15 protein-coding genes are annotated in these 20,624 nt (G+C 63.6%); 6 read left to right on the forward strand and 9 right to left on the reverse strand.

The features are described 5' to 3' along the window. Window positions 1-115 precede the first annotated feature (115 nt). The 4 genes from LCL94_RS00780 to LCL94_RS00795 all read left to right on the forward strand — a co-directional run bounded on the left by LCL94_RS00780 (window position 116) and on the right by LCL94_RS00795 (window position 5,027). Window positions 116-1,399, forward strand: coding sequence for an exopolysaccharide biosynthesis polyprenyl glycosylphosphotransferase (locus LCL94_RS00780; protein ID WP_224830587.1), 1,284 nt, complete (start codon window positions 116-118; stop codon window positions 1,397-1,399). A gap of 81 nt (window positions 1,400-1,480) precedes the next feature. After that, window positions 1,481-2,701, forward strand: a complete 1,221-nt coding sequence (locus LCL94_RS00785) for an NADP-dependent isocitrate dehydrogenase (protein WP_224830588.1) — start codon at window positions 1,481-1,483, stop codon at window positions 2,699-2,701. 86 nt (window positions 2,702-2,787) lie between these two features. Continuing rightward, a complete protein-coding gene (locus LCL94_RS00790) occupies window positions 2,788-3,363 on the forward strand; it encodes a hypothetical protein (RefSeq protein ID WP_224830589.1) in 576 nt (191 codons plus the stop codon). After that, complete coding sequence (locus tag LCL94_RS00795) at window positions 3,363-5,027, forward strand: carbon-nitrogen hydrolase family protein (RefSeq protein WP_224830590.1); 1,665 nt, start codon at window positions 3,363-3,365, stop codon at window positions 5,025-5,027. Before LCL94_RS00790 ends, LCL94_RS00795 begins: the two co-directional genes overlap by 1 nt. Before the next feature lie 4 nt (window positions 5,028-5,031). Here the strand turns inward: LCL94_RS00795 and LCL94_RS00800 are convergent, their stop codons facing one another. Next, window positions 5,032-7,389 carry a S8 family peptidase gene (locus LCL94_RS00800; protein ID WP_224830591.1) on the reverse strand — a complete coding sequence of 786 codons (2,358 nt, stop codon included), beginning with the start codon at window positions 7,387-7,389 and terminating at the stop codon, window positions 5,032-5,034. 174 nt (window positions 7,390-7,563) lie between these two features. Between LCL94_RS00800 and LCL94_RS00805 the strand changes: the two genes are divergently transcribed. Continuing rightward, window positions 7,564-9,324: a cation:proton antiporter gene (locus LCL94_RS00805; RefSeq protein ID WP_224830592.1), complete on the forward strand. Its 1,761-nt coding sequence runs from the start codon at window positions 7,564-7,566 to the stop codon at window positions 9,322-9,324. A 55-nt stretch (window positions 9,325-9,379) separates the two neighbouring features. After that, window positions 9,380-9,559, forward strand: a complete 180-nt coding sequence (locus tag LCL94_RS00810) for a hypothetical protein (protein WP_224830593.1) — start codon at window positions 9,380-9,382, stop codon at window positions 9,557-9,559. 34 nt (window positions 9,560-9,593) lie between these two features. Here the strand turns inward: LCL94_RS00810 and alaS are convergent, their stop codons facing one another. From alaS to LCL94_RS00850, 8 genes are all read right to left on the reverse strand, one after another. Next, window positions 9,594-12,257 carry an alanine--tRNA ligase gene (gene alaS, locus LCL94_RS00815; RefSeq protein WP_224830594.1) on the reverse strand — a complete coding sequence of 888 codons (2,664 nt, stop codon included), beginning with the start codon at window positions 12,255-12,257 and terminating at the stop codon, window positions 9,594-9,596. A gap of 77 nt (window positions 12,258-12,334) precedes the next feature. Further along, window positions 12,335-13,159: a class I SAM-dependent methyltransferase gene (locus LCL94_RS00820; protein ID WP_224830595.1), complete on the reverse strand. Its 825-nt coding sequence runs from the start codon at window positions 13,157-13,159 to the stop codon at window positions 12,335-12,337. Window positions 13,160-13,162: 3 nt separating this feature from the next. After that, window positions 13,163-14,185 carry an NAD-dependent epimerase/dehydratase family protein gene (locus LCL94_RS00825; RefSeq protein WP_224830596.1) on the reverse strand — a complete coding sequence of 341 codons (1,023 nt, stop codon included), beginning with the start codon at window positions 14,183-14,185 and terminating at the stop codon, window positions 13,163-13,165. After that, on the reverse strand, window positions 14,185-15,351 hold the full coding sequence (locus LCL94_RS00830; protein ID WP_224830597.1) for a nucleotide sugar dehydrogenase: 1,167 nt from the start codon (window positions 15,349-15,351) through the stop codon (window positions 14,185-14,187). The genes LCL94_RS00825 and LCL94_RS00830 overlap by 1 nt, the downstream gene beginning before the upstream one ends. A 99-nt stretch (window positions 15,352-15,450) precedes the next feature. Next, complete coding sequence (locus LCL94_RS00835) at window positions 15,451-16,077, reverse strand: glutathione S-transferase family protein (protein ID WP_224830598.1); 627 nt, start codon at window positions 16,075-16,077, stop codon at window positions 15,451-15,453. Between the two features lie 203 nt (window positions 16,078-16,280). Beyond that, window positions 16,281-17,342, reverse strand: coding sequence for a recombinase RecA (recA, locus tag LCL94_RS00840; RefSeq protein WP_160607250.1), 1,062 nt, complete (start codon window positions 17,340-17,342; stop codon window positions 16,281-16,283). Window positions 17,343-17,464: 122 nt separating this feature from the next. Continuing rightward, entirely contained in the window at window positions 17,465-19,087 is a 1,623-nt protein-coding gene (locus tag LCL94_RS00845) for a DUF4139 domain-containing protein (protein WP_224830599.1), read from the reverse strand. Between the two features lie 10 nt (window positions 19,088-19,097). Further along, window positions 19,098-20,621 (reverse strand): DUF4139 domain-containing protein, encoded by a 1,524-nt coding sequence (locus LCL94_RS00850; RefSeq protein WP_224830600.1) that lies wholly within the window; start codon window positions 20,619-20,621, stop codon window positions 19,098-19,100. Window positions 20,622-20,624 lie beyond the last annotated feature (3 nt).

The following is a 20,624-nucleotide window of genomic DNA, read 5'->3' on the forward strand; positions in this document are numbered from 1 at the left end:
CTGATAAAAATATCGCCTGATGAATAAGTTGAGCAATGAACTGACACGGCAAGCGGTGCCTTTCCCCCACTCGATGGAACGGCGCAGGCTTGCGTATCGGATTTCCATGATGTGCGTGGATATCGCGGTAATCTTCGCCATGTTCGGCGTGACCGGCCAGCTGTACTTCGGAGACTTCCTGTCCGACACAACCACGGCCAACGCACTGGCGTTTTCATCGATCTTCGTGGTCATCGGACAGTATTCCGGCCTCTATAATGCGCGCTCGCTCACGCAGGTATGGCAGGCGACTTCCGCGCTTGTCGTGACCCAGGCCATTTCCGCCCTCCTCCTGACCGCGGCGATCTTCTTCACCAAGTCGGCCGAGGACTTCTCGCGCTTCAGTTTCGGCCTGGGCATGCTGCTGACCTTCCCGCCGCTGGCCCTGGTCCGCTTCACGCTTACCCGTTGGCTGAAATCGCATGGGCGCAAGGATCTCGAGAGCGTACTGATCATCGACGATGGCGGTCCGCGGATTTCACTAGATGGTGCGGAACGGATCAGCGCCCGTGAGATGAACATAAATCTCGACGATCCGGGCCCGCTGACCTTGGACCAGATCGGGTCATACCTGCGCAACGTAGACCGTGCGATCGTCAGCTGCCCGGTCGAGCATCGGCAATTGTGGGCACCGATCCTGCGCGCCGCCGGCGTGAACGGGGAAGTCGTGTCGCACGGCCTGCAGGAACTCGGCGTCTCTCGCATCCGAATCGAAGAATCGTTCATTTCGCTGGAGGTTTCGACCGGCCCGCTGACTCTACCGCAACGCCTGCTTAAACGGGTGATGGACCTGTCAGTTGCCGCGCTAGCACTCCTCTTGCTCAGCCCGCTTTTCCTGCTCGTCGCGATCGCCATCAAGGTCGAGGACGGCGGCCCCGTGCTGTTCAGGCAGGCACGTGTCGGTCGCGGCAACCGCTTCTTCCGGATCGTGAAATTCCGCACCATGAAAGTGGAATCGAGCGATTTCGACGGCAATGTCTCGGCATCGCGGGATGACGATCGCGTCACGCGCATCGGGGCGATACTCCGGCGCACGAGCATCGACGAACTGCCCCAGCTATTCAATGTCTTGGGCGGATCGATGAGCCTCGTCGGCCCTCGTCCGCATGCCACCGGGTCGCTCGCGGGTAACAAGCTGTTTTGGGAAATCGACCGCAGCTACTGGCTGAGGCATGCCCTCAAGCCGGGGATGACCGGCCTTGCGCAGGTGCGCGGCTATCGCGGTGCGACGGAGAACGAGGAAGACCTGCTCAACAGGCTCTACAGCGACCTTGAGTACGTTTCGAAATGGAGCCCCCTTCTCGACTTCCAGATCCTGGCACGCACAGCACTGGTACTGGTCCACCGCAACGCATTTTGACGTTGCGGCAGGCGGCGACCTTGCCCTCGCCCACACCTCTGCTAAAGCGCGCGCAAATCCATTCGAACTGACAGGAAACCCATGGCCAAGATCAAGGTAGCCAACCCGGTCGTCGAACTCGACGGCGACGAAATGACGAAGATCATCTGGAAGTGGATTCGCGAACGGCTGATCCTTCCGTATCTCGACATCGACCTGAAGTATTACGACCTCTCGATCGAGAAGCGCGACGAGACGGACGACCAGATCACCGTCGATGCAGCCAACGCGATCAAGGAACACGGCGTCGGCGTGAAGTGCGCCACGATCACTCCGGACGAAGCCCGCGTCGAGGAATTCAACCTCAAGAGCATGTGGCGTTCGCCCAACGGCACCATCCGCAACATCCTCGGCGGCGTGGTCTTCCGCGAACCGATCGTGATCGACAACGTGCCGCGCCTCGTGCCCGGCTGGACCGATCCCATCGTCGTCGGCCGCCATGCTTTCGGTGACCAGTACCGCGCCACCGACACGCTTATCCCGGGCGCCGGCAAGCTGCGCCTCGTCTTCGAAGGCGAGAACGGCGAGAAGATCGACCTCGACGTGTTCGAGTTCCAGAGCCCCGGCGTCGCCATGGCGATGTACAACCTCGACGACAGCATCCGCGATTTCGCGCGCGCCAGCTTCTCCTACGGTCTCGACCGCAAGTGGCCGGTGTACCTGTCCACCAAGAACACCATCCTCAAGAAGTACGATGGCCGCTTCAAGGACCTGTTCCAGGAAGTGTTCGACGCCGAGTTCAAGGCCGACTTCGAGAAGCACGGCCTGACCTACGAGCACCGCCTGATCGACGACATGGTCGCCGCGGCCCTCAAGTGGAGCGGCAAGTTCGTCTGGGCCTGCAAGAACTACGACGGCGACGTGCAGTCGGACATCGTGGCGCAGGGCTTCGGCTCGCTCGGCCTGATGACCTCGGTCCTGATGACGCCGGACGGCAAGACCGTGGAAGCGGAAGCCGCGCACGGCACCGTCACCCGTCACTATCGCCAGCACCAGCAGGGCAAGGCGACCTCGACCAACCCGATCGCCAGCATCTTCGCCTGGACCCGCGGCCTCATGTACCGCGGCAAGTTCGACAACACGCCCGACGTGGTGCGCTTTGCCGAAACGCTGGAGGAAGTCTGCATCAAGACCGTCGAAAGCGGCAAGATGACCAAGGACCTCGCGCTGCTGATCGGTCCGGACCAGAGCTGGATGACCACCGAGCAGTTTTTCGAGGCGATCGTCGAGAACCTCGAAAAGGAAATGGCCAACTGGGCCTGAAAAAGCGCCCCGGCCTCAAGAGTGCGGCGTCGTTCCTGAGCGGCGCCGCACTCCTCCTACTGGCTTCGCCGCTGCTCGCACCGCAGTTGCTGGCCTTTCCCTACTCCACCGAAACCGAGATCGGCACGATCCGATCGGAGCGCGCGCTCGATCCGGCCATGGTCCGGCGCAGCGTCGCGACGGTCAAGGAAAGAATGGCGAGCACGCCGCTCGCTTCCGCGAACGAACGGCGGCCGATTTTTGTCACCGACGGCGGATGGCGCTGGCATTGGCTCGCCAACACTTCGTCCGGCGCGCTCGCCATCACGCGACCTCTGACCGATGCGGTGGTCGTCAACGCGACCGATCCCGTAGAAGGAATCATCCCTGCGCTGGGAGCAAAGCGCTCTCTCGGCAGCGTCCTCGCGCACGAATTCACACATGGCCTGATCCGGCGCCGGTTCGGGATCCTGAAATCCCAGGCCTTCCCGACCTGGAAGGTGGAAGGGTATTCCGACTACGTCGCGGGCGAAAGCACTCTGTCAGACGAGCAGGCTGCAGCGCTCGAGCGCGATGGAACCGATCATCCCGCCTTGCCTTATTACCATGGACGCCGCCGCGTCGCCGCCATTCTTGTTGGCAACGGCGGGTCGGTCGAACAGCTCTTCAACGCGGAAAATTGATGCCAAACAGCTCTCCGGTCAGGAAAAAACGCCCGTCTGTACGTCGCAAGTCCTCCGAGAAGTTCGGCCAGCGCCGGCTCGAGGTGCGTAACGCCAAGATCAAGGACATTCGCGGCATCGCCGACCTCGTCCGACGCGTCTACGAGGACATGCCCGCCTATACCCACGGCGAAATCCGCGGCCAGATCAACAATTTCCGCGAAGGCTGCTTCGTCGCCCTGCTCGACGACGAGGTGGTGGGTTATTGCGCCACCATGCAGGTCGCAGAAGCGCTCGCATTCCAGGATCATGACTGGGACGAGATTACCGGCAACGGCTACGGCAGCCGCCACGACCCGACGGGCGACTGGCTCTACGGCTACGAAATGTGCGTCGACCCCAAGGTGCGCGGCGTGCGCATCGGGCGCCGCCTCTATGAAGAGCGCCGCGCGCTGGCGGAAGAGAAGGACCTGACGGGCATCGTCTTTGCCGGGCGGATGCCGAATTACCGCCGCTATCGCCGCAGGGTCGAAGGCCCGCAGGATTACCTCGAAAAGGTGGTCGAGGGGAAACTGCACGACCCGGTCTTGCGCTTCCAGCTCGCCAATGGTTTCGAGCCCGAGCGTATCATCGAAGGCTATCTGCCCGAAGACAAGGCGAGCATGGCCAATGCGGTCATGATGGTCTGGCGCAACCCCTATGTGGAACGCGACCAGCCGGTGAAGAAGCGCCTGCCCCGCGGGGTGGAAGCCGTGCGCGTGGCCACCTGCCAGCTGCAGGCCCGCGCGGTGGCAGACTACGCCGAATTTATGCGGGCCATCGAGTATTTCATCGATGTTGCAAGCGATTACGAGGCGGACTTCATCGTCTTTCCCGAACTCTTCACGCTCATGCTGCTGAGCTTCGAGGAGAAGGAACTCTCGCCGGTAGAGGCGATCGAGCGCCTTTCGGAATACACCCCGCGCCTGCGCAGCGATATCTCCGACATGGCGATGCGCTACAACATCAACATCATTGCCGGCAGCCACCCCACCCGCATGGAAGACGGCGATATCCACAATGTCGCTTACGTCTGCCTGCGCGACGGTTCGGTCCATGCGCAGGAGAAAATTCACCCCACCCCGAACGAGCGGTACTGGTGGAACATCAAGGGCGGCGACAAGGTCGAGGTCATTCAGACGGACTGCGGCCCGATCGGCGTACAGATTTGCTATGACAGCGAATTCCCCGAACTCAGCCGACGCCTCGCCGACGAAGGTGCGCGGATCATCTTCGTGCCATTCTGTACCGACAGCCGGCAGGGCTATTTGCGTGTGCGCTATTGCGGCCAGGCGCGTGCGATCGAGAACCAGTGTTTCGTCGTGCTGTCGGGCAATGTCGGCAACCTGCCCAACGTCGCCAACATGGACATCCAGTACGCACAGAGCTGCATCCTGACGCCGTGCGACTTTCCCTTCGCCCGCGACGGTATCGCGGCAGAAGCCAGCGAAAACGTGGAGACGCTGACGATTAGCGACATCAACCTCGCGGACCTGTCATGGGCGCGCGCCGAAGGCACGGTGCGCAACCTCGCCGACCGCCGCTTCGATCTCTATCGCATCGAGTGGGATGAGGACGGGAAGCACCCTGGCAAGCCCCGCCCGCGCCGCGAACCGCTCGGTCCAAAGCATCCGGGCGGCGGCTGACGCCTCAAAACGTGGCGCGGTAGCTGACGGCGGCCCCGTAATCGGAGTTGGTATCGGCGCGGTGGAACGGGTCCTTGCGGTAGAATAGAGACGCTCCGCCCCAGCCCCAGCCCATCGGGCCGCTCCAGCGTGCTTCGCCCACTATCTCGCGCGATGAAGGCGTGAGCGACAACAGGCGGTCGCCGAACACGGCGCTTTCGGTGGCGTAATCGTACCCCACCGGCAGGCGCAGGTTGAGGCCCCCGCTTTCGACCCGCATCGGTTGCGAGAGGCGGAATGCAAGGCGATCCTGCGCATTGAAGACGCCCCTCCGGTCGAGATCGATCGACCAGCTACTGGTGGCAAGGCGCGAATTCGCACCGATAAGCCCCGCAGTGTCGACCATGGTCCAGCCGCGGCGCAGTGTGCTGGCAAGCGTCCACTGCGGTGCGATATCGTAGCCCAGCGTACCGGTCAGCAGGACGGTTTCCGCCCCCTCGCCGCCCAGCGTCCCACCAAACCAGCCGCCAAGGACCGTGCTGTCCTCGCGGATCCAGTCCAGCGCCGTCGATCCGCGCAAATTGCCGAAGGAGCGGTCCAGTTGTCCACTGACACGGACATAGCGGTTGCGATCGAACAGGACGCGCGTGGGCTCCGGCAGCGGACCTTCGGAGGATACCGACACATCGCCGCTTTCCATCGAGAGGCTCAGGCCGGTGCTGGGGTCGATTTCATAGCGCGCTGCAATCGTGCGCGTACCGCGCGCCTGAAGCGGTGAGGCCCTGCCTGACCCTGCAACCAGGAACGCCGGAGCATCGCTTCCTTCCAGCTGTGCGGCAAGGCCGTCGCTGCCTTCTCTGATGGCAAAGCTCAGTTGCAGATTCGGCGAGATGCGCGCCGCAATGCGTCCGGCCAGCACCCGTGCCGCATCAGCCTCGTTCCTGCTGAGCAGCAGCTCCGCAACCGGCTCCAACCCGCTGTTCGCGGCAGAACGGTCCGTGACCGTAAAACCCATTGCGAGCCGCTCGTTGCCGGCCGACACGCGTCGGCCACCGGGTGCAAGTGCAGCCCTAAGTCGGTCGCTGCCCTCGAACCCGTCACGCATCCCGCGACCGAGGTCGACGGAGTAGGCGCGGTCGTACTTGTCTGTCGCAACCGTGGTCACGCCGCCGTTTCCGGACAGCGCATCGCCCATCGCGGGCGAGCCGACTGCCACGGGCTGGCCGCTGGAGACCGCCAGACTCGTTCCGGCAATCGAAAGTGCACCTGCCGGCTGGAATGCCCGAGCAATGTCGAGGATGCCGCGTCCGAAGGTCGTATCGGTCCCGGGGTCGCCCCCGTCCCTTGCGCTGTCGAGCAGCAATTCGACGATCTCCGCCCCGGTCAGGTTCGGGAAGGCCTGCTTGAGCAGAGCCACGGCGCCGGAAACCTGAGGTGCTGCGAAACTCGTGCCGGAGAAGAGCACCACGTAATCGCCGCTAGTGTCTGTGCCCACGAAGATGCGGCCATCCTCGTAGACGCAGCAAAGGCGCTCGCCGCGAGCCGTCAGGTAGAAGTCCGCCTGCGCTCCTGCCGGATTGGCGAAACTGGAAAAAGCGCCGCTTTCATCGACCGAACCGACGATGATGACGTTGTTCCCCCCAGCATCGCGGATGGCGGAGGCAAAGGGCAGCGGCTGGAACCGGTCGAAATCGGGGTCGCTTCCGTCGCCGGAATTGCCCGAGGCGACGATGATCACGACACCCGCTGCCGAAGCGCGGGCAACCGCATCGAGCACCGCCTGCCCGGGCGCCCCTCCGCCGAGGGAGAGGTTGATCACGGTCGCACCGGCGTTGACCGCAACGTCGATCCCACGCGCGATGTCGCGATTGATGAAGCTGCAGCCGAGCGATGGATCGTCCGGTGTATCGGTAGCGCAGGTGCCCGGCGCATCGGCGCGCAGGGCAAGGACGTCGGCCTGAAAAGCGATACCCACGATGCCCTGGTTGTTGCGCGCGGCGGCTGCGATCAGGCTGACATTGGTGCCGTGATCATCCTCCGCCTCGATACCGCGGTTCCCGGCCACATCCTGCGACGCGGGATGGATGCGTCCGGCAAATTCCGGGCTGTCGCTGTCGATCCCTGTGTCGATCACGGCAATTACCGAACCCGTACCCGTGGCACCGGATTCCCAGGCTGTGATGGCCCCGTGGAATTCCGGCCCGTCGGACCGCTCGTACTCGGCCGTGACAAAGCCGCTTGGTGGCGGAGTGGGCGTAGGCGTTGGAGTCGGCGTGGGCGTCGGGGTCGGGGTCGGCGTGGGTGTCGGCGTGGGTCTCGGGGCCGAAACGGGCGGCCCTCCCCCTCCACCGCCGCACGCAGCCAGCATGAGCACGAGGCTCATCGCGGCGCCGGTCCTCGATAGGGACGTTCGGGAGGGGTATTTCTTCACGGTGCGACCTGGTCGAAGCAAATCTACGTCTTTCATGTGAGCAAATCATGAACTGCCTGATGACAGCTTCGATCCATCCCGCCTTAACCGGATGACAGAGCGGGTTTCTGCCCATAAGACACCCCCATGGCATCCGGCGAACTGGCTTCTCCCGCAATTTCCGACGCACTGGTGATCCTCGGCGCTGCCGGGCTGGTCATCCCGGTGTTTACCCGCTTCCGCATCACGCCGGTCATCGGCTTCATCCTGATCGGCATTCTTGTCGGTCCATATGGCCTCGGTCAATTGGTCTACGAGCGACCATTGCTCGAACATGTCACGATATCCGATCCCGAAGCACTGGAGCCATTTGCGGAGTTCGGAATCATCCTGCTGCTGTTCGCCATCGGCCTCGAGCTGTCGTTCAAGCGCTTGTGGCAATTGCGCAAGCTGGTCTTCGGCCTCGGCGCGATGGAGCTGATGATAGGCGGCATCTGCATTGCGGCGGTGCTGGCGATGATGGGCCAGTACTGGACCGGCGCATTGGCGCTGGGTTTTGCCCTTGCATTCTCGTCCACTGCCATCGTCCTGCCGATCTCCGGCAGTTCCAGCCCCGTGGGCCGCGCAGCGCTTTCCATGCTGCTGTTCGAGGACATCATGATCGTCCCGATCATTTTCGTCCTTGGCGCAATGGCACCCAATGCGCAGGCGGACGGCTGGGAAGGCCTGCTGCAGACGCTGTGGCAGGGTGCGCTGGTGATCGGCGTGATGATGATTGCCGGCCGCATTCTCCTGCCCCGCCTGTTCGCGCAGGCAGCCCGGACCAAAAGCCCCGAACTTTTCCTCGCCGCCGCCCTGCTGGTGGTCATCGGGTCGAGCCTGGCCACTGCAGCCGTCGGCCTGTCGCCCATCGTGGGCGCGCTGATTGCGGGCCTGCTGATCGCCGAGACCGAATATCACGGCGAAGTCGAGACGATCATGGAGCCGTTCAAGGGCCTCGCGCTGGGTATCTTCCTTATCACCGTGGGCATGAGCATCGACCTCAGGACCATCTGGGAAAACCTAGGCGTTGTCGCCGTCGCGGTTGTTGGCGTGCTTCTGTTCAAGGCCTTGCTGACGGGCGTCCTCCTTCGCCTCATGGGTGCGCGCCGCAGCACGGCGGCGGAAACGGGCATCCTGATGGCCAGCCCTTCGGAAACGACGCTGATCGTGCTGGCGGCGGCGAGCAGCGCGCTGCTGATCCAGCCCGGCACGGCGCAGTTCTGGCAGATCGTGACTGCAATCGGCCTCACCATCACGCCCCTGCTGGCACGGCTCGGCCGCATGGTTGCCCGCCGTATCGAACCCGCCCCCGAACTGCCGCCCGAGGACGAGGGCGAACCGCGGGTCATTATCGTGGGTGCCGGCCGCGTCGGTCGCCTGATCGCCCAGATGCTTGAAGCGCACGACAAGCCCTATGTCGCGATCGATTCCGATGCCGACATGATCGAGAGCGCCAAGCGCAAGGGTTATCGGGCAACCTTCGGCGATGCCGCCCGAGGGGATGCGCTCAGGAGGCTGGGCGTCGACAATGCGCTGGCGGTCGTCCTGACCATGGACGAACCTGTGCTGGCCCAGCGGCTCGTTTCCAAGCTTCGCGCAGAGCACCCGGACCTGCTGATCGTCGCGCGTGCCCGTGACATCGCCCATGCATCGGAACTCTACCGTGCAGGCGCCAGCCATGCCGTGCCCGAAACGCTGGAGGCGACGCTGCAGCTTTCCGAGGCGGTTCTGGTCGACATCGGCGTTGCCATGGGGCCTGTAATCGCCTCCATCCACGAGAAGCGCGACGAATTCCGCGCCCGTATCGAGGAGGATGGAGCGCTGACCTACAAGCCCAAGCTGAGGTCAAGCACGGCGGAAGGCTGACTTTCTAAGAACCTTCACCTTTTCCGTGCGTTGGTCGGGAAAGGAGATAATTCTTATGAGCAATCCCGATCCGACAAAGCCCACGCCGAACAGCGAGAAATTCAAGCCGCAGAACGTGGCCGATCCCCTCAAGGACCAGGCGCGCGACCAACTTCGCGGCAAGCCGGGCGACACCGAAGGCTACGATATCGAGCAAGGGTCCAGCGGCGTCACCAAGGAGACGCCCGCCGCCTGAACCGGCTGAGACAGGAAACGCCTGGCGGTAACCGTCAGGCGTTTTCTTTGGCCAGCGCCTCTCGCACCGCGGCAATCGCATCCTCGGCCTTCGAGCCGTCCGGTCCGCCGCCCTGCGCCATGTCCGGACGGCCACCACCGCCCTTGCCGCCAAGCGCCTCGACGCCGACGCGCACGAAATCGACCGCACTGAAGCGAGAGGTCAGGTCATCGGTCACGGCAACCGCGAATGCGCCCTTGCCATCGTTGACCGCGCAAATCGCAGCAACGCCCGAACCGAGGCGCTTCTTCGCCTCATCAAGCAGCGGGCGAAGGTCCTTGGGATTGAGACCTTCGATCACCTGTCCGGAGAATGCGACGCCGCCGATCTCTTCGTCGGCCGGCCCTGCATCGCCGCTACCGCCACCGCCCAGTGCGAGAGCGCGCTTGGCTTCGGTGAGTTCCTTTTCGAGACGCTTGCGCTCCTCGACCAGTGCCGACACACGCGCGGCCGCCTCGTCCGGCGAGGTCTTGAGCGCGCCGGCAATGATACGCACCGCCTCGTCACGGGCGAGCAGCCACTGGCGCGCCGCTTCTCCGGTCAGCGCCTCGATACGGCGCACGCCGGAACTGACGGCGCTTTCCGACACGATCTTGAACAGACCGATGTCACCTGTGGCTTCCACGTGTGTGCCGCCGCACAGTTCGACCGAGTAGTTGTTGCCGCCGTCGGCCTTGCGGCCCATCGACAGGACGCGAACCTCGTCGCCATATTTCTCGCCGAACAGTGCGAGCGCGCCCGCTGCCACCGCATCATCGGGTGACATGAGGCGCGTGCCGACGCGTTCGTTGGCGCGAATCTCGGCGTTCACCTCGGCTTCGATCGCCGCAATATCATCGTCAGCAAGCGGCTTGGGGTGCGAGAAGTCGAAGCGGAAACGGTCGTCGGACACGAGCGAGCCCTTCTGCGTGACATGGTCGCCAAGCCGGTTGCGCAGCGCTGCATGGACGAGGTGCGTTGCCGAATGGTTCGCGCGGATGCGGTCGCGGCGATCGGCGTCGATTTCCAGATGCACTGCATCGCCGACCTTCACGCTGCCCTTTTCCACCTTCGCGACATGCGCATGCAGGCGGCCAAGCGGCTTGTTGGTCGTGCTGACGGTGATCTCGAGGCCTTCGGGCGTCCAGATGCGCCCGGCATCGCCGGTCTGGCCGCCGCTTTCGCCGTAGAACGGTGTCTGGTTGGTCAGCACGATCAGCTCATCGCCCGCCGAAGCGGTGGCGACTTCCTGCCCGTCCTTGACCAGTGCGACCACTGCCGCCTCGCCCGTGTCGGAGCTGTAGCCGGTGAATTCGGTCGATCCTTCGCGCTCAGCGATGTCGAACCAGACTTCCTCGCTGGCCGCTTCGCCCGAACCCTTCCATGCAGCCCGTGCAGCCGCCTTCTGCTGCGCCATGGCGGCATCGAAACCGGCCTTGTCGACGCCGATGCCGCGATTGCGCAGCGCGTCTTCGGTCAGGTCGTAGGGGAAACCGTAGGTGTCGTAGAGCTTGAAGGCCGTCTCGCCGTCGAGCGTGCCGCCTTCGCCCATGTCGCCGGTCGCCTCGTCGAGCAGCTTGAGCCCCTTGTCGAGCGTGCGGCGGAACTGGGTTTCCTCGCGCTCCAGCACTTCCTGGATCAGCGCCTGCCCACGGACGAGTTCGGGATAGGCCGCACCCATCTCGCTCACCAGTTCCGGCACGAGGCGGTGCATCAGCGGCTGACTTGCGCCCAGCAGGTGTGCGTGCCGCATCGCGCGGCGCATGATGCGGCGCAGGACATAGCCGCGCCCTTCATTGCTCGGCAGGACGCCGTCGGCCAGGAGGAAGCTGGTCGAGCGCAAATGGTCCGCGATCACGCGGTGGCTGGCCTGCTGGTCGCCTTCGGCCTTCACGCCGGTGAGCGCTTCGCTCGCGCCGATCAGCGCCTTGAAGGTGTCGGTGTCGTAGTTGTCGTGCACGCCCTGCATGACGGCGGCCACGCGCTCGATCCCCATGCCTGTATCGATGCTGGGCTTGGGCAGGTCGCCGACGATCTCGTCGTTTTCCTGCGTGAACTGCATGAAGACGAGGTTCCAGATCTCGACGAAGCGGTCACCGTCCTCTTCCGGCGAACCGGGAGGTCCGCCCCAGATATGATCGCCGTGATCGTAGAAGATTTCCGAGCACGGCCCGCACGGACCGTCCGATCCCATCGCCCAGAAATTGTCCTTGGTCGGGATGCGGATGATGCGATCGTCGGCAAAGCCGGTGCGCTTCTTCCACAAGTCGAACGCTTCGTCGTCGGTGTGGTAGACGGTGACCAGCAGCCGGTCCTTGTCCAGCCCCCATTCCTTGGTCAGCAAGGTCCAGGCATGGTCGATCGCCTGTTCCTTGAAGTAATCGCCGAATGAGAAATTGCCGAGCATCTCGAAGAAGGTGTGGTGCCGAGCGGTGTAGCCGACATTGTCGAGATCGTTGTGCTTGCCACCCGCGCGCACGCACTTCTGCGCAGTGGTCGCACGGGGCGCAGGCGGCGTTTCGAGTCCGGTGAAGGCGTTCTTGAACGGCACCATCCCGGCGTTCACGAACATCAGCGTGGGATCGCTGAAGGGGACGAGCGGCGCGCTCTGGATTTCCGCGTGCCCGTTGGCAGCGAAATAATCGAGGAAAGAGCGGCGGATTTCGTTGGTCGACGTCATGGGAGCGCAGTTAGGCAATCGGCGCGCAGCCGACAAGCGCGAATGCCCGTTCAGACTGTGCAGAGCCTGCGATCAGTTCACGCGCGCGCCGTCACAATCCAGCTGGAGGCGGGAAGCGCCACCCGACCCCCGTCGAAATTCGCGGCCATCAACTCGCGAAGGCGCTCGATCGCGGTAGCGCGCTGCTCGCCATCAAGGGCTGCAATCGCTCCCGCAGCAGGGCCGATGCGGAGGAAGTAGGACAGCGCATCCTCGATCGCATCGACCCCCTCGCCCGCAATCATGGGATAATCGACCGCTTCGAAACCGATGTCGCGCCAGCCCGCGGACGAAAGAAGCTGCTCCACGTATTCCGCATCGCCAAAGGCGAAAGGACCGGGCGCACGGGGGTCGGAAGGCGGCGATGCTTCTGCCGAAACCACGCCTGCAAGTTTCATCGCCCACTCGTTCTCGGATCGTGCACGGAAGCAGGAAAAGGCCAGGCGGCATCCCTCTTTGGCCTGCGCCCTGATATGCGCAAAGGCTGATTGCGGCTGGCCGAAGAACATTACACCGTGGCGCGACAGGATGAGATCGGGCCGTTCCTGCTCCCTCGCCGTCCACTTCGAGGCATCTGCGAACCGGAATTCGATATTGGCACGATCGCCGACCCGCTCGCGTGCCATGGACAGCAGGTCTTCGCTGATATCGACGCCGAGCACGCGCGCTTCACGGCGGGCATCGGCAAGACGGAGCGAGGTTTCCCCGGCCCCGCAGCCGATATCGAGCGCAAGGCTGAATGCCTCCCGCGTGGCAACCTCGACCAGCCTGTCCGTCAGTACGCCGAAACTGCGGTCGGTCCGGCGCCATTCATCGGCCCAGCTACGCCCGACGCGCCCTTCCCAGTCGGACCGGTCCGTCATCGCCTAGACCCGGTAGTAATCGCGATACCAGTCGGTGAAGCGGCGGACGCCTTCCCCGATATCGGTGTGCGGTACATAGCCGGTAAGCGATTTCAGGAGCTCCGCATCGGCCCAGGTCGCGGGAACATCGCCCGGCTGCATCGGCATGAGGTTCCGCTTCGCCTCGATGCCCAGCGCGTCCTCGACCGCCGCGATCATGTCGCCCAGCTGGACCGGCTGCGAATTGCCGATGTTGACGACCCGCCACGGAGCGACGGGGGAGAGACTGTCGCCTTCCGCGATGTCATCGCGGTTTTCGGGGCGCACCGGCGGAGTGTCGATCAGGCGGCGGATCGCCTCGACGAGGTCTTCCACATAAGTGAAGTCGCGCATCATCTCGCCGTGATTGTACACGTCGATCGGATCGCCGTTCAGCATCGCCTTGGTGAACTTAAACAGCGCCATGTCCGGGCGGCCCCACGGACCATACACGGTGAAGAAGCGGAACATGGTGACCGGCAGGTCGAACAGGTGGGCGTAGGAATGCGCCATCGCTTCGTTCGCCTTCTTGGTCGCCGCGTAGAAGGACATCTGGTGGTCCGTCTTCATCGTCTCGCGATAGGGCATTTCCTCGTTCGCCCCGTAGGCCGAGGAGGTCGAGGCGAGCAGCATGTGCTGCGGCGGGTGCGCGCGGGCCGCTTCGAGCAGCTCGAACGTGCCGACCAGATTGCTTTCGAGGTATGAGCGGGGGTTCTCGATCGAATAGCGTACGCCCGCCTGTGCGGCGAGGTGGATCACCACGTCGGGCTTCTCATCCTCGAACATCTGCATCAGCAGTCCGGGTGCCTCGATCGGCTCATTCTCGATCCGGAAGCCGGCATTCTGCAGCAGTTCGGCTTGACGCCGGCGCTTGAGCTGCGGGTCGTAATAGTCGCTCAGGGAATCGATACCGACGACGCGGAAGCCGTCAGCCAGCAGGCGCTTGCAGGTGAAGTAGCCGATGAACCCAGCGGCACCCGTGACCAGCGCCGTGCGAGCTTCGCCCATCAATCGGCCCCGAACAGGTCGCGGGTGAAGACCTTGTCGCTCACATCGGCAAGCTCGGGATCGAGGCGGTTGGCGATGATCACGTCGGCATCGGCCTTGAACCGCGCAAGATCGCGTTCAACGCGCGAGCCGAAGAAGCTGTCTTCCTCCATCACGGGTTCGTAGACGATGACCTCGATGCCCTTGGCCTTGATGCGTTTCATGATCCCCTGGATCGAGGACTGGCGGAAATTGTCGGATCCCGCCTTCATCACGAGCCTGAACACTCCGACTGTCGCCGGGTTTTTCTCGATAATGCGGTCGGCGAGGAAATCCTTCCGGGTCCGGTTGGCATCGACGATCGCGCGGATGAGGTTTTGCGGCACCTCGCTGTAATTGGCGAGGAGCTGCTTGGTGTCCTTGGGCAGACAGTAACCGCCGTAGCCGAAAGAGGGATTGTTGTAGTGCGAACCGATGCGCGGATCGTGCCCGATGCCCTCGATGATCTGGCGCGTGTCGAGGCCGCGGGACAGGGCATAGCTGTCGAGTTCGTTGAAGAAGGCGACACGCATGGCAAGGTAGGTGTTGGCGAACAGCTTGATCGCCTCGGCCTCGTCCGCGTCGGTCAGCAGCACCGGCACATCGTCATCGAGAGCGGGCTGGAGCAGGAGGTCGGCAAAGCGCTGGCCCCGCTCCGAACGTTCACCCACGATGATCCGCGAAGGATGGAGATTGTCGTGCAGCGCCTGCCCTTCGCGCAGGAATTCGGGGCTGAACATGATCCGGTCGCTGCCGAAACGCTGCCGCGCAGAGGAAACGTAACCCACCGGAATGGTAGACTTGACCACGATGACCGTGCGGTCGTTCGCCGCAAGCACGTTTTCGATGACGGAATCGACCGCTGATGTGTCGAAGAAATTGGTATCGACATCATAATTGGTCGGTACGGCCACAATGGCGAACTCCGCCCCTGCGACAGTTTCGACAAAATCGGTCGTGAAGGTCAGGTCGAGGTCGGCTTCCGCAAGGTATTGCTGCACCAGTGCGTCCTGGATCGGCGACTTGCCATCCTGAAGCATGGCCACGCGATCAGACGATACGTCGCAGCCGACAACCGTGTTGTGCTGGGCGAGCATGATGGCGTTTGACAGCCCGACATAGCCGAGCCCGAAAACTGCAATCTTCATCTTGTTACCCGTGTTGAAGGCGACGGCGGATGCCGTTCGGTCGGGGCGCATGTAGGGGCTCGGCCCGCCGGATTGCAAGGCCGGTGCGGCTCTGCGAGCCTACCAAACGAAATAGGGTCCGCCCCGCTCACGGGCGCGCTGCCATGCCGGACGGGCATGGACGGCCTCGACGAAACGCGCGAGCTTGGGCGCGCGCTCGCCATAGCCCTGCATGACGGCGATTTCTGCCGGGAAGCTCATCATGACATCGGCGGCGCTCCAGTCGTTGCCCACGAAATGCAGGTCGTCGGAGATCTTCTGTTCGGCGAAATCGATGTGTGCGGCCAGTTGTTCGTCCACGCGGGGCATCAGCGGCGCTGCGGCATCGCCCAGTCGGCCTGCGTAGATCTTGAGCATGACGGGGACGAAGAACGAGCTTTCCCCGAACTGCATCCATTCGAGATGGTCGACCCACTCATCAGAACCTTGCGCAGGAAGCCATGCCTCGCCGCCGTGCCGGGCGCAGAGATATTCGATGATCGCGCCGCTTTCGGAGACCATCCGCCCGTCGTCCTCAATGACCGGAGACTTGCCCAGGGGGTGCACACCCTTCAGTTCGGGCGGAGCGAGATTTGTATCCGCATTGCGCTGGTAGGCCTTGATTTCATAATCCGCACCCAGCTCTTCGAGCAGCCAGAGGATGCGCTGCGAACGGCTGTTGTTGAGATGGTGGACGATGATGGTCATGCACGGCTCCTGGTGGTTTCGGCAGCCTGCCTATGCGCGTGGCCTGTCCATTACCATAGGCGGATACGGAAAAGCCGGTGCGGCAGCCATGGAATGGGCGCGCGCACCGGCTTTCCGTTTCATCGGGAGCACCGGGGGACAGTCCGGCTTGCTGGCGGCAGGGGTTGAAGCGCCGCCCGCGCTCCCGCTTCGAGGAGTGAGGATCAGTCGTCCGCGTCCGGACCGGTCATCATTTCCTCGGCGACCTCGTCGGTTTTGCCGCGAATGGCGGCTTCCAACTTGGCACACATTTCGGGGTTTTCCTTCAGGAAGGTCTTCGCGTTCTCGCGGCCCTGACCGATGCGAACGCTGTCGTAGCTGAACCAGCTACCCGACTTCTCGACGACGCCGGCCTTCACGCCAAGATCGAGGATCTCGCCGATCTTGGAAATGCCTTCGCCGTACATGATGTCGAATTCGACCTGCTTGAACGGGGGGGCAACCTTGTTCTTGACCACCTTCACGCGGGTCGAGTTGCCGATGATATCGTCGCGGTCCTTGATCTGGCCGGTGCGGCGGATGTCGAGACGGACCGATGCATAGAACTTGAGCGCATTGCCGCCCGTCGTGGTTTCCGGATTGCCGTACATCACGCCGATCTTCATGCGCAGCTGGTTGATGAAGATCACCATGCACTTGGAGCGGTTGATCGAACCGGTCAGCTTGCGCAGCGACTGGGACATGAGGCGAGCCTGGAGGCCGACGTGGCTGTCACCCATCTCGCCTTCGATTTCGGCGCGCGGCACGAGGGCTGCGACCGAATCGACCACCAGCACGTCGATCGCGTTCGAGCGAACCAGCGTGTCGGTGATTTCCAGCGCCTGTTCGCCGGTATCGGGCTGCGAGACGATCAGTTCGTCGATGTCGACGCCCAGCTTCTTGGCGTAAACGGGGTCGAGGGCATGTTCGGCGTCGACGAAAGCGGCGGTACCGCCGGCCTTCTGCGCTTCGGCGATGACATGCAGCGCAAGCGTCGTCTTGCCCGAGCTTTCCGGGCCGTACACTTCGATAACGCGGCCTTTCGGCAGGCCGCCCACGCCGAGCGCGATGTCGAGGCCGAGCGAGCCGGTGGAGATGACCTCCACGTTCATGGCTTCCTTCTGGCCCAGCTTCATCGCCGAGCCTTTACCGAATGCGCGATCGATCTGCGCGAGAGCTGCGTCCAATGCCTTCTGGCGATCTGCGTCCACTTGTTTTCCTTCCACGAGCTTCAGACTGGCCGCCATGACACATACCCCTTTCGTATTTCCAGAGCCGTTCGTGACTCTTCAACACAACAGGGTGTACCCACTTTGTTCCATAAGAACAAGAGTGGAACGAAATTTTTTTGCCGGTCTGGAATTTACACCTAGTCCTGCCGTTCGCGGAAACGCACAGCGCGGCGTGAATTCGCGGGCACCTCGAACTCGTAGATCACTCGCCCATCCTTGATCTTAGTGCCCGAAAGATTGCGCAGCCTAGTGTAGCCGGCCATGCCGAGATCGAGCCTGACGGTCACCGGCGCATCATTGGCATTGGAAACCTGCGCCCGCTTGCGGATCCAGCGTTTTCCATCGTCGAGCTCGTCGTCGTCCACGTGGCCGCACTGGGCGAAGACCTGCGAACTCGCACCGAGTTCCAGCTCGATATCTTCCGACAGGGCGAAATCGCGCAGGCGGGTTTCGGCGACAAGCAGGTCGCCTGCCGCAGTAGTCTCGTAGATCGCCATCCCGCCCATCGGCAGCGACTGGCCCAGCCCTTTCGCTTCCTCGTTGGCGGTCACGAGCAGCATCGGGACCGGATCGAAATATTCGACCTCGTCATAGGCATCGACTTCGCCATAATCACAGGAGACCCGGTACACGAAACGGGCCTCGACCGCGTCCTTCTCGAGAAAGGCGATCTGCTTCTGGCCTTGCGCCGACACGGTGACCGGTTCCGGAATGCGATAGAGCTTTAGGTCGCCCAGCGCCTCCTCGGCGGCAATGACAGCGACCGGCGCGGCTGCTTCCGCCATGACCTTCTGCACCCGAGCCCCGGTGACGACAATCGCGTTGGCGCTGTCGTACATCATCGCTGCCGGAGGCGGCGGCGGAGGTGGTGGCGGCGGAGGCGGATAGGCGACCGGACTACCGCGCGCCGTGCTGCCGAAGGGATAGCAGGTCAGCCGCAAGGGATTGGCCACCGGCTCTTCCGACAATTCGTCGAAGTCGCTCTCGATATTGAGCGTGCCAGCCACCGCCATCAAATCGGCGTCGGGAAAGCTCTGGTTGTTGTCGTTGAGAATGGTGAGCCAGGACAGCAGCTCCATCCGCAGCGTGCCATCGCGCTTCGCTTCCTGGAGGCGCGCGACATAGTTCGCTTCCCAGTCGAAACCCCACGCGAGGTAGGACAGGGTTACCGTATAGGTGCCCCCCTCCTCGCTGCGCGTATCGATGGAGAACACGGGGTCCGAAGAAAGGCCGGACGGCACGCGGTCGAAGACGAGCTTTTCCGGTAGGCCCGAACAACGCACCGCTTCGTACCCTTGCTGCGTCTGCAGCACGAGGCCGCCATCCGCCCGCGTCCTGACGATGGCATCTTCGGAGCGCGCGATGCCGGTGGCCGGATCGGTCCGCGTGATGGTGACACGGTTGCCGAGCGAACGGTCGACCAAGGCCGCCGGGCTCAGCAATTCGGCATTGCGGTTCTTCTCGATAGTGCCGCCGGGGAGCCCGGTGACGATGGCGCTCACCGCCACCATGCCCTCGGCAACGCCGGTAAAGCGGATCGTCGAGACGCCCCTGGGCAGCGTGACGGTCCGCACCTCGCTGATCATGGCGAAGCCTTCGGGCCAGTCGCGGTTCATCCGGCTGTCTTCGTCCCGGCCCGGATCGCGGTAGACCGTCACGGCAAGGCTCTGCGGCTTCGAGGCATCGACCGCCTCGCGCGCGGCAGCGGGAGCCGCGATGGATGCCGCGAACACCGCCAGTCCGATGAGGATGCGCTTCATCGCAATGGCCTCAGAAGCGCGCCTCGTAGGTCACGGTGATTTCGCGCTTGCTGTTGGCGGCAACCGGCACGGTCCATTCGCGGCGGTCGAGGCCGGACCGGCGGCCCTGGATATCCTCGGAAATGACGCGGTAGTCTTCCGACCACCATCCGCGATAGAGGCCCGCCTGCGACAGCTCGACCTCGACCGGGACGGGCTTCGCATTGGTGATCGTATAGCGCATGGTGGTGCGCCAGAATTCCTTGGCCTCCTCCACTTCGACGTCGCGGATGACCTTGCTGTTCTCGATCACGCGGTAGCGCGCGGACTTTTCGAATTCGGCCGAGGTGATCTTCTCGCGCTCTACCACTTCGGCAAGCACGAGCACGTCGAAGGCATCGCCCGTTTGCAGAGTCAGCAGGCTACCCATGGGCGTGTGGCCGATGCCGCTTTCGCCGATGAACTGCGGGTTCCCCTGCGCATCGCGCTGGTAGAAACGGACCGTGCCGGCCGGGAGCGCATCGCCCAGCCCCTGATTACGGCTGGTGCTGAACTGCAACTGGCTGGCGACATTGATTGAGCCGGCATCATTCGTCAGCCAGTCGACTGTGCGCTCGTAACGCCGTTTGGCAGGCACGCTCTGCACGTCGAGGAAGCTGACCTGCTTGGTCTGCTGGTTGGCGATCGTCGTGCGTTCGGACAGGGGATAGAGGTAGAAATCGCCCAGCTGCTCGCGGTTCGCCGTTTCCGTACCGGGACGCATCGTGTTCGACGGAGGCGGCGACGGGCGGCGGCGCGGGTTGTAATTCCCGTTGTTGCCCCCGGTGGGACTGCCCGCGACCAACAGCGTATCTGCGCGATGAAAGGTCGTGCCGGTCTGGTTGGTCAGCGTCACCCAGCCCTGCATGTCGACGGCCCCGCGCTGTTCGTCGAACAGGGCGACGTAATCCGCACTCCAGCCGAGGCCAGGGGTGAGATAGCGGATCGAGGCCGGACGTGTCCCGCTGCGGTCGCTCTCCACAGTGACCGACAATGTCGGGCGGGCGCGCAAATTGGTCGGCACGCGGTCGAAGATGGCGCGCACTGGCAAGCCGTCGTCGCGCAGCACCTCGATGCGGTCGCCGATCTTCACCACCACGCCGCCGGCGGTGGACAGCACGGTCGCACGCTCGCGCGTTTCAGCGCCGGTCGCGGGGTTGGTGCGGATCAGCGTGATGGTCTGGCCGATGGCCTTTTCCATCAGCTTGGTGGGTGTCAGCAGGTCGAAGTCGAAGTTCTGTTCGACGATGCCCGCACCCGCCGCCGCGAAGCTGAGCGTTTCGGGCCGGATGCGCGCGGAGACGTCCGGAAACTCGATCCGGCTGCGACCGGCACCGATGGCCAGTTGCCGCACGTCCTGAACCAGCGCCTGGTCGTTATTGTAGATGGTGACGGATACATCGCCCTGCGCAGTGGCGTCGGGATCGGCCAGCACCTGCTCTGCCGACTGGGCCAGCAAGGGTGCCGCCCCCAGCGCCGCAAGACCTGCCAGAGCCGTTATCGAATGCACCTTCATCGC

It is taken from the genome of Qipengyuania gaetbuli (assembly GCF_020171365.1).
GTDB lineage: Bacteria > Pseudomonadota > Alphaproteobacteria > Sphingomonadales > Sphingomonadaceae > Qipengyuania > Qipengyuania gaetbuli_B.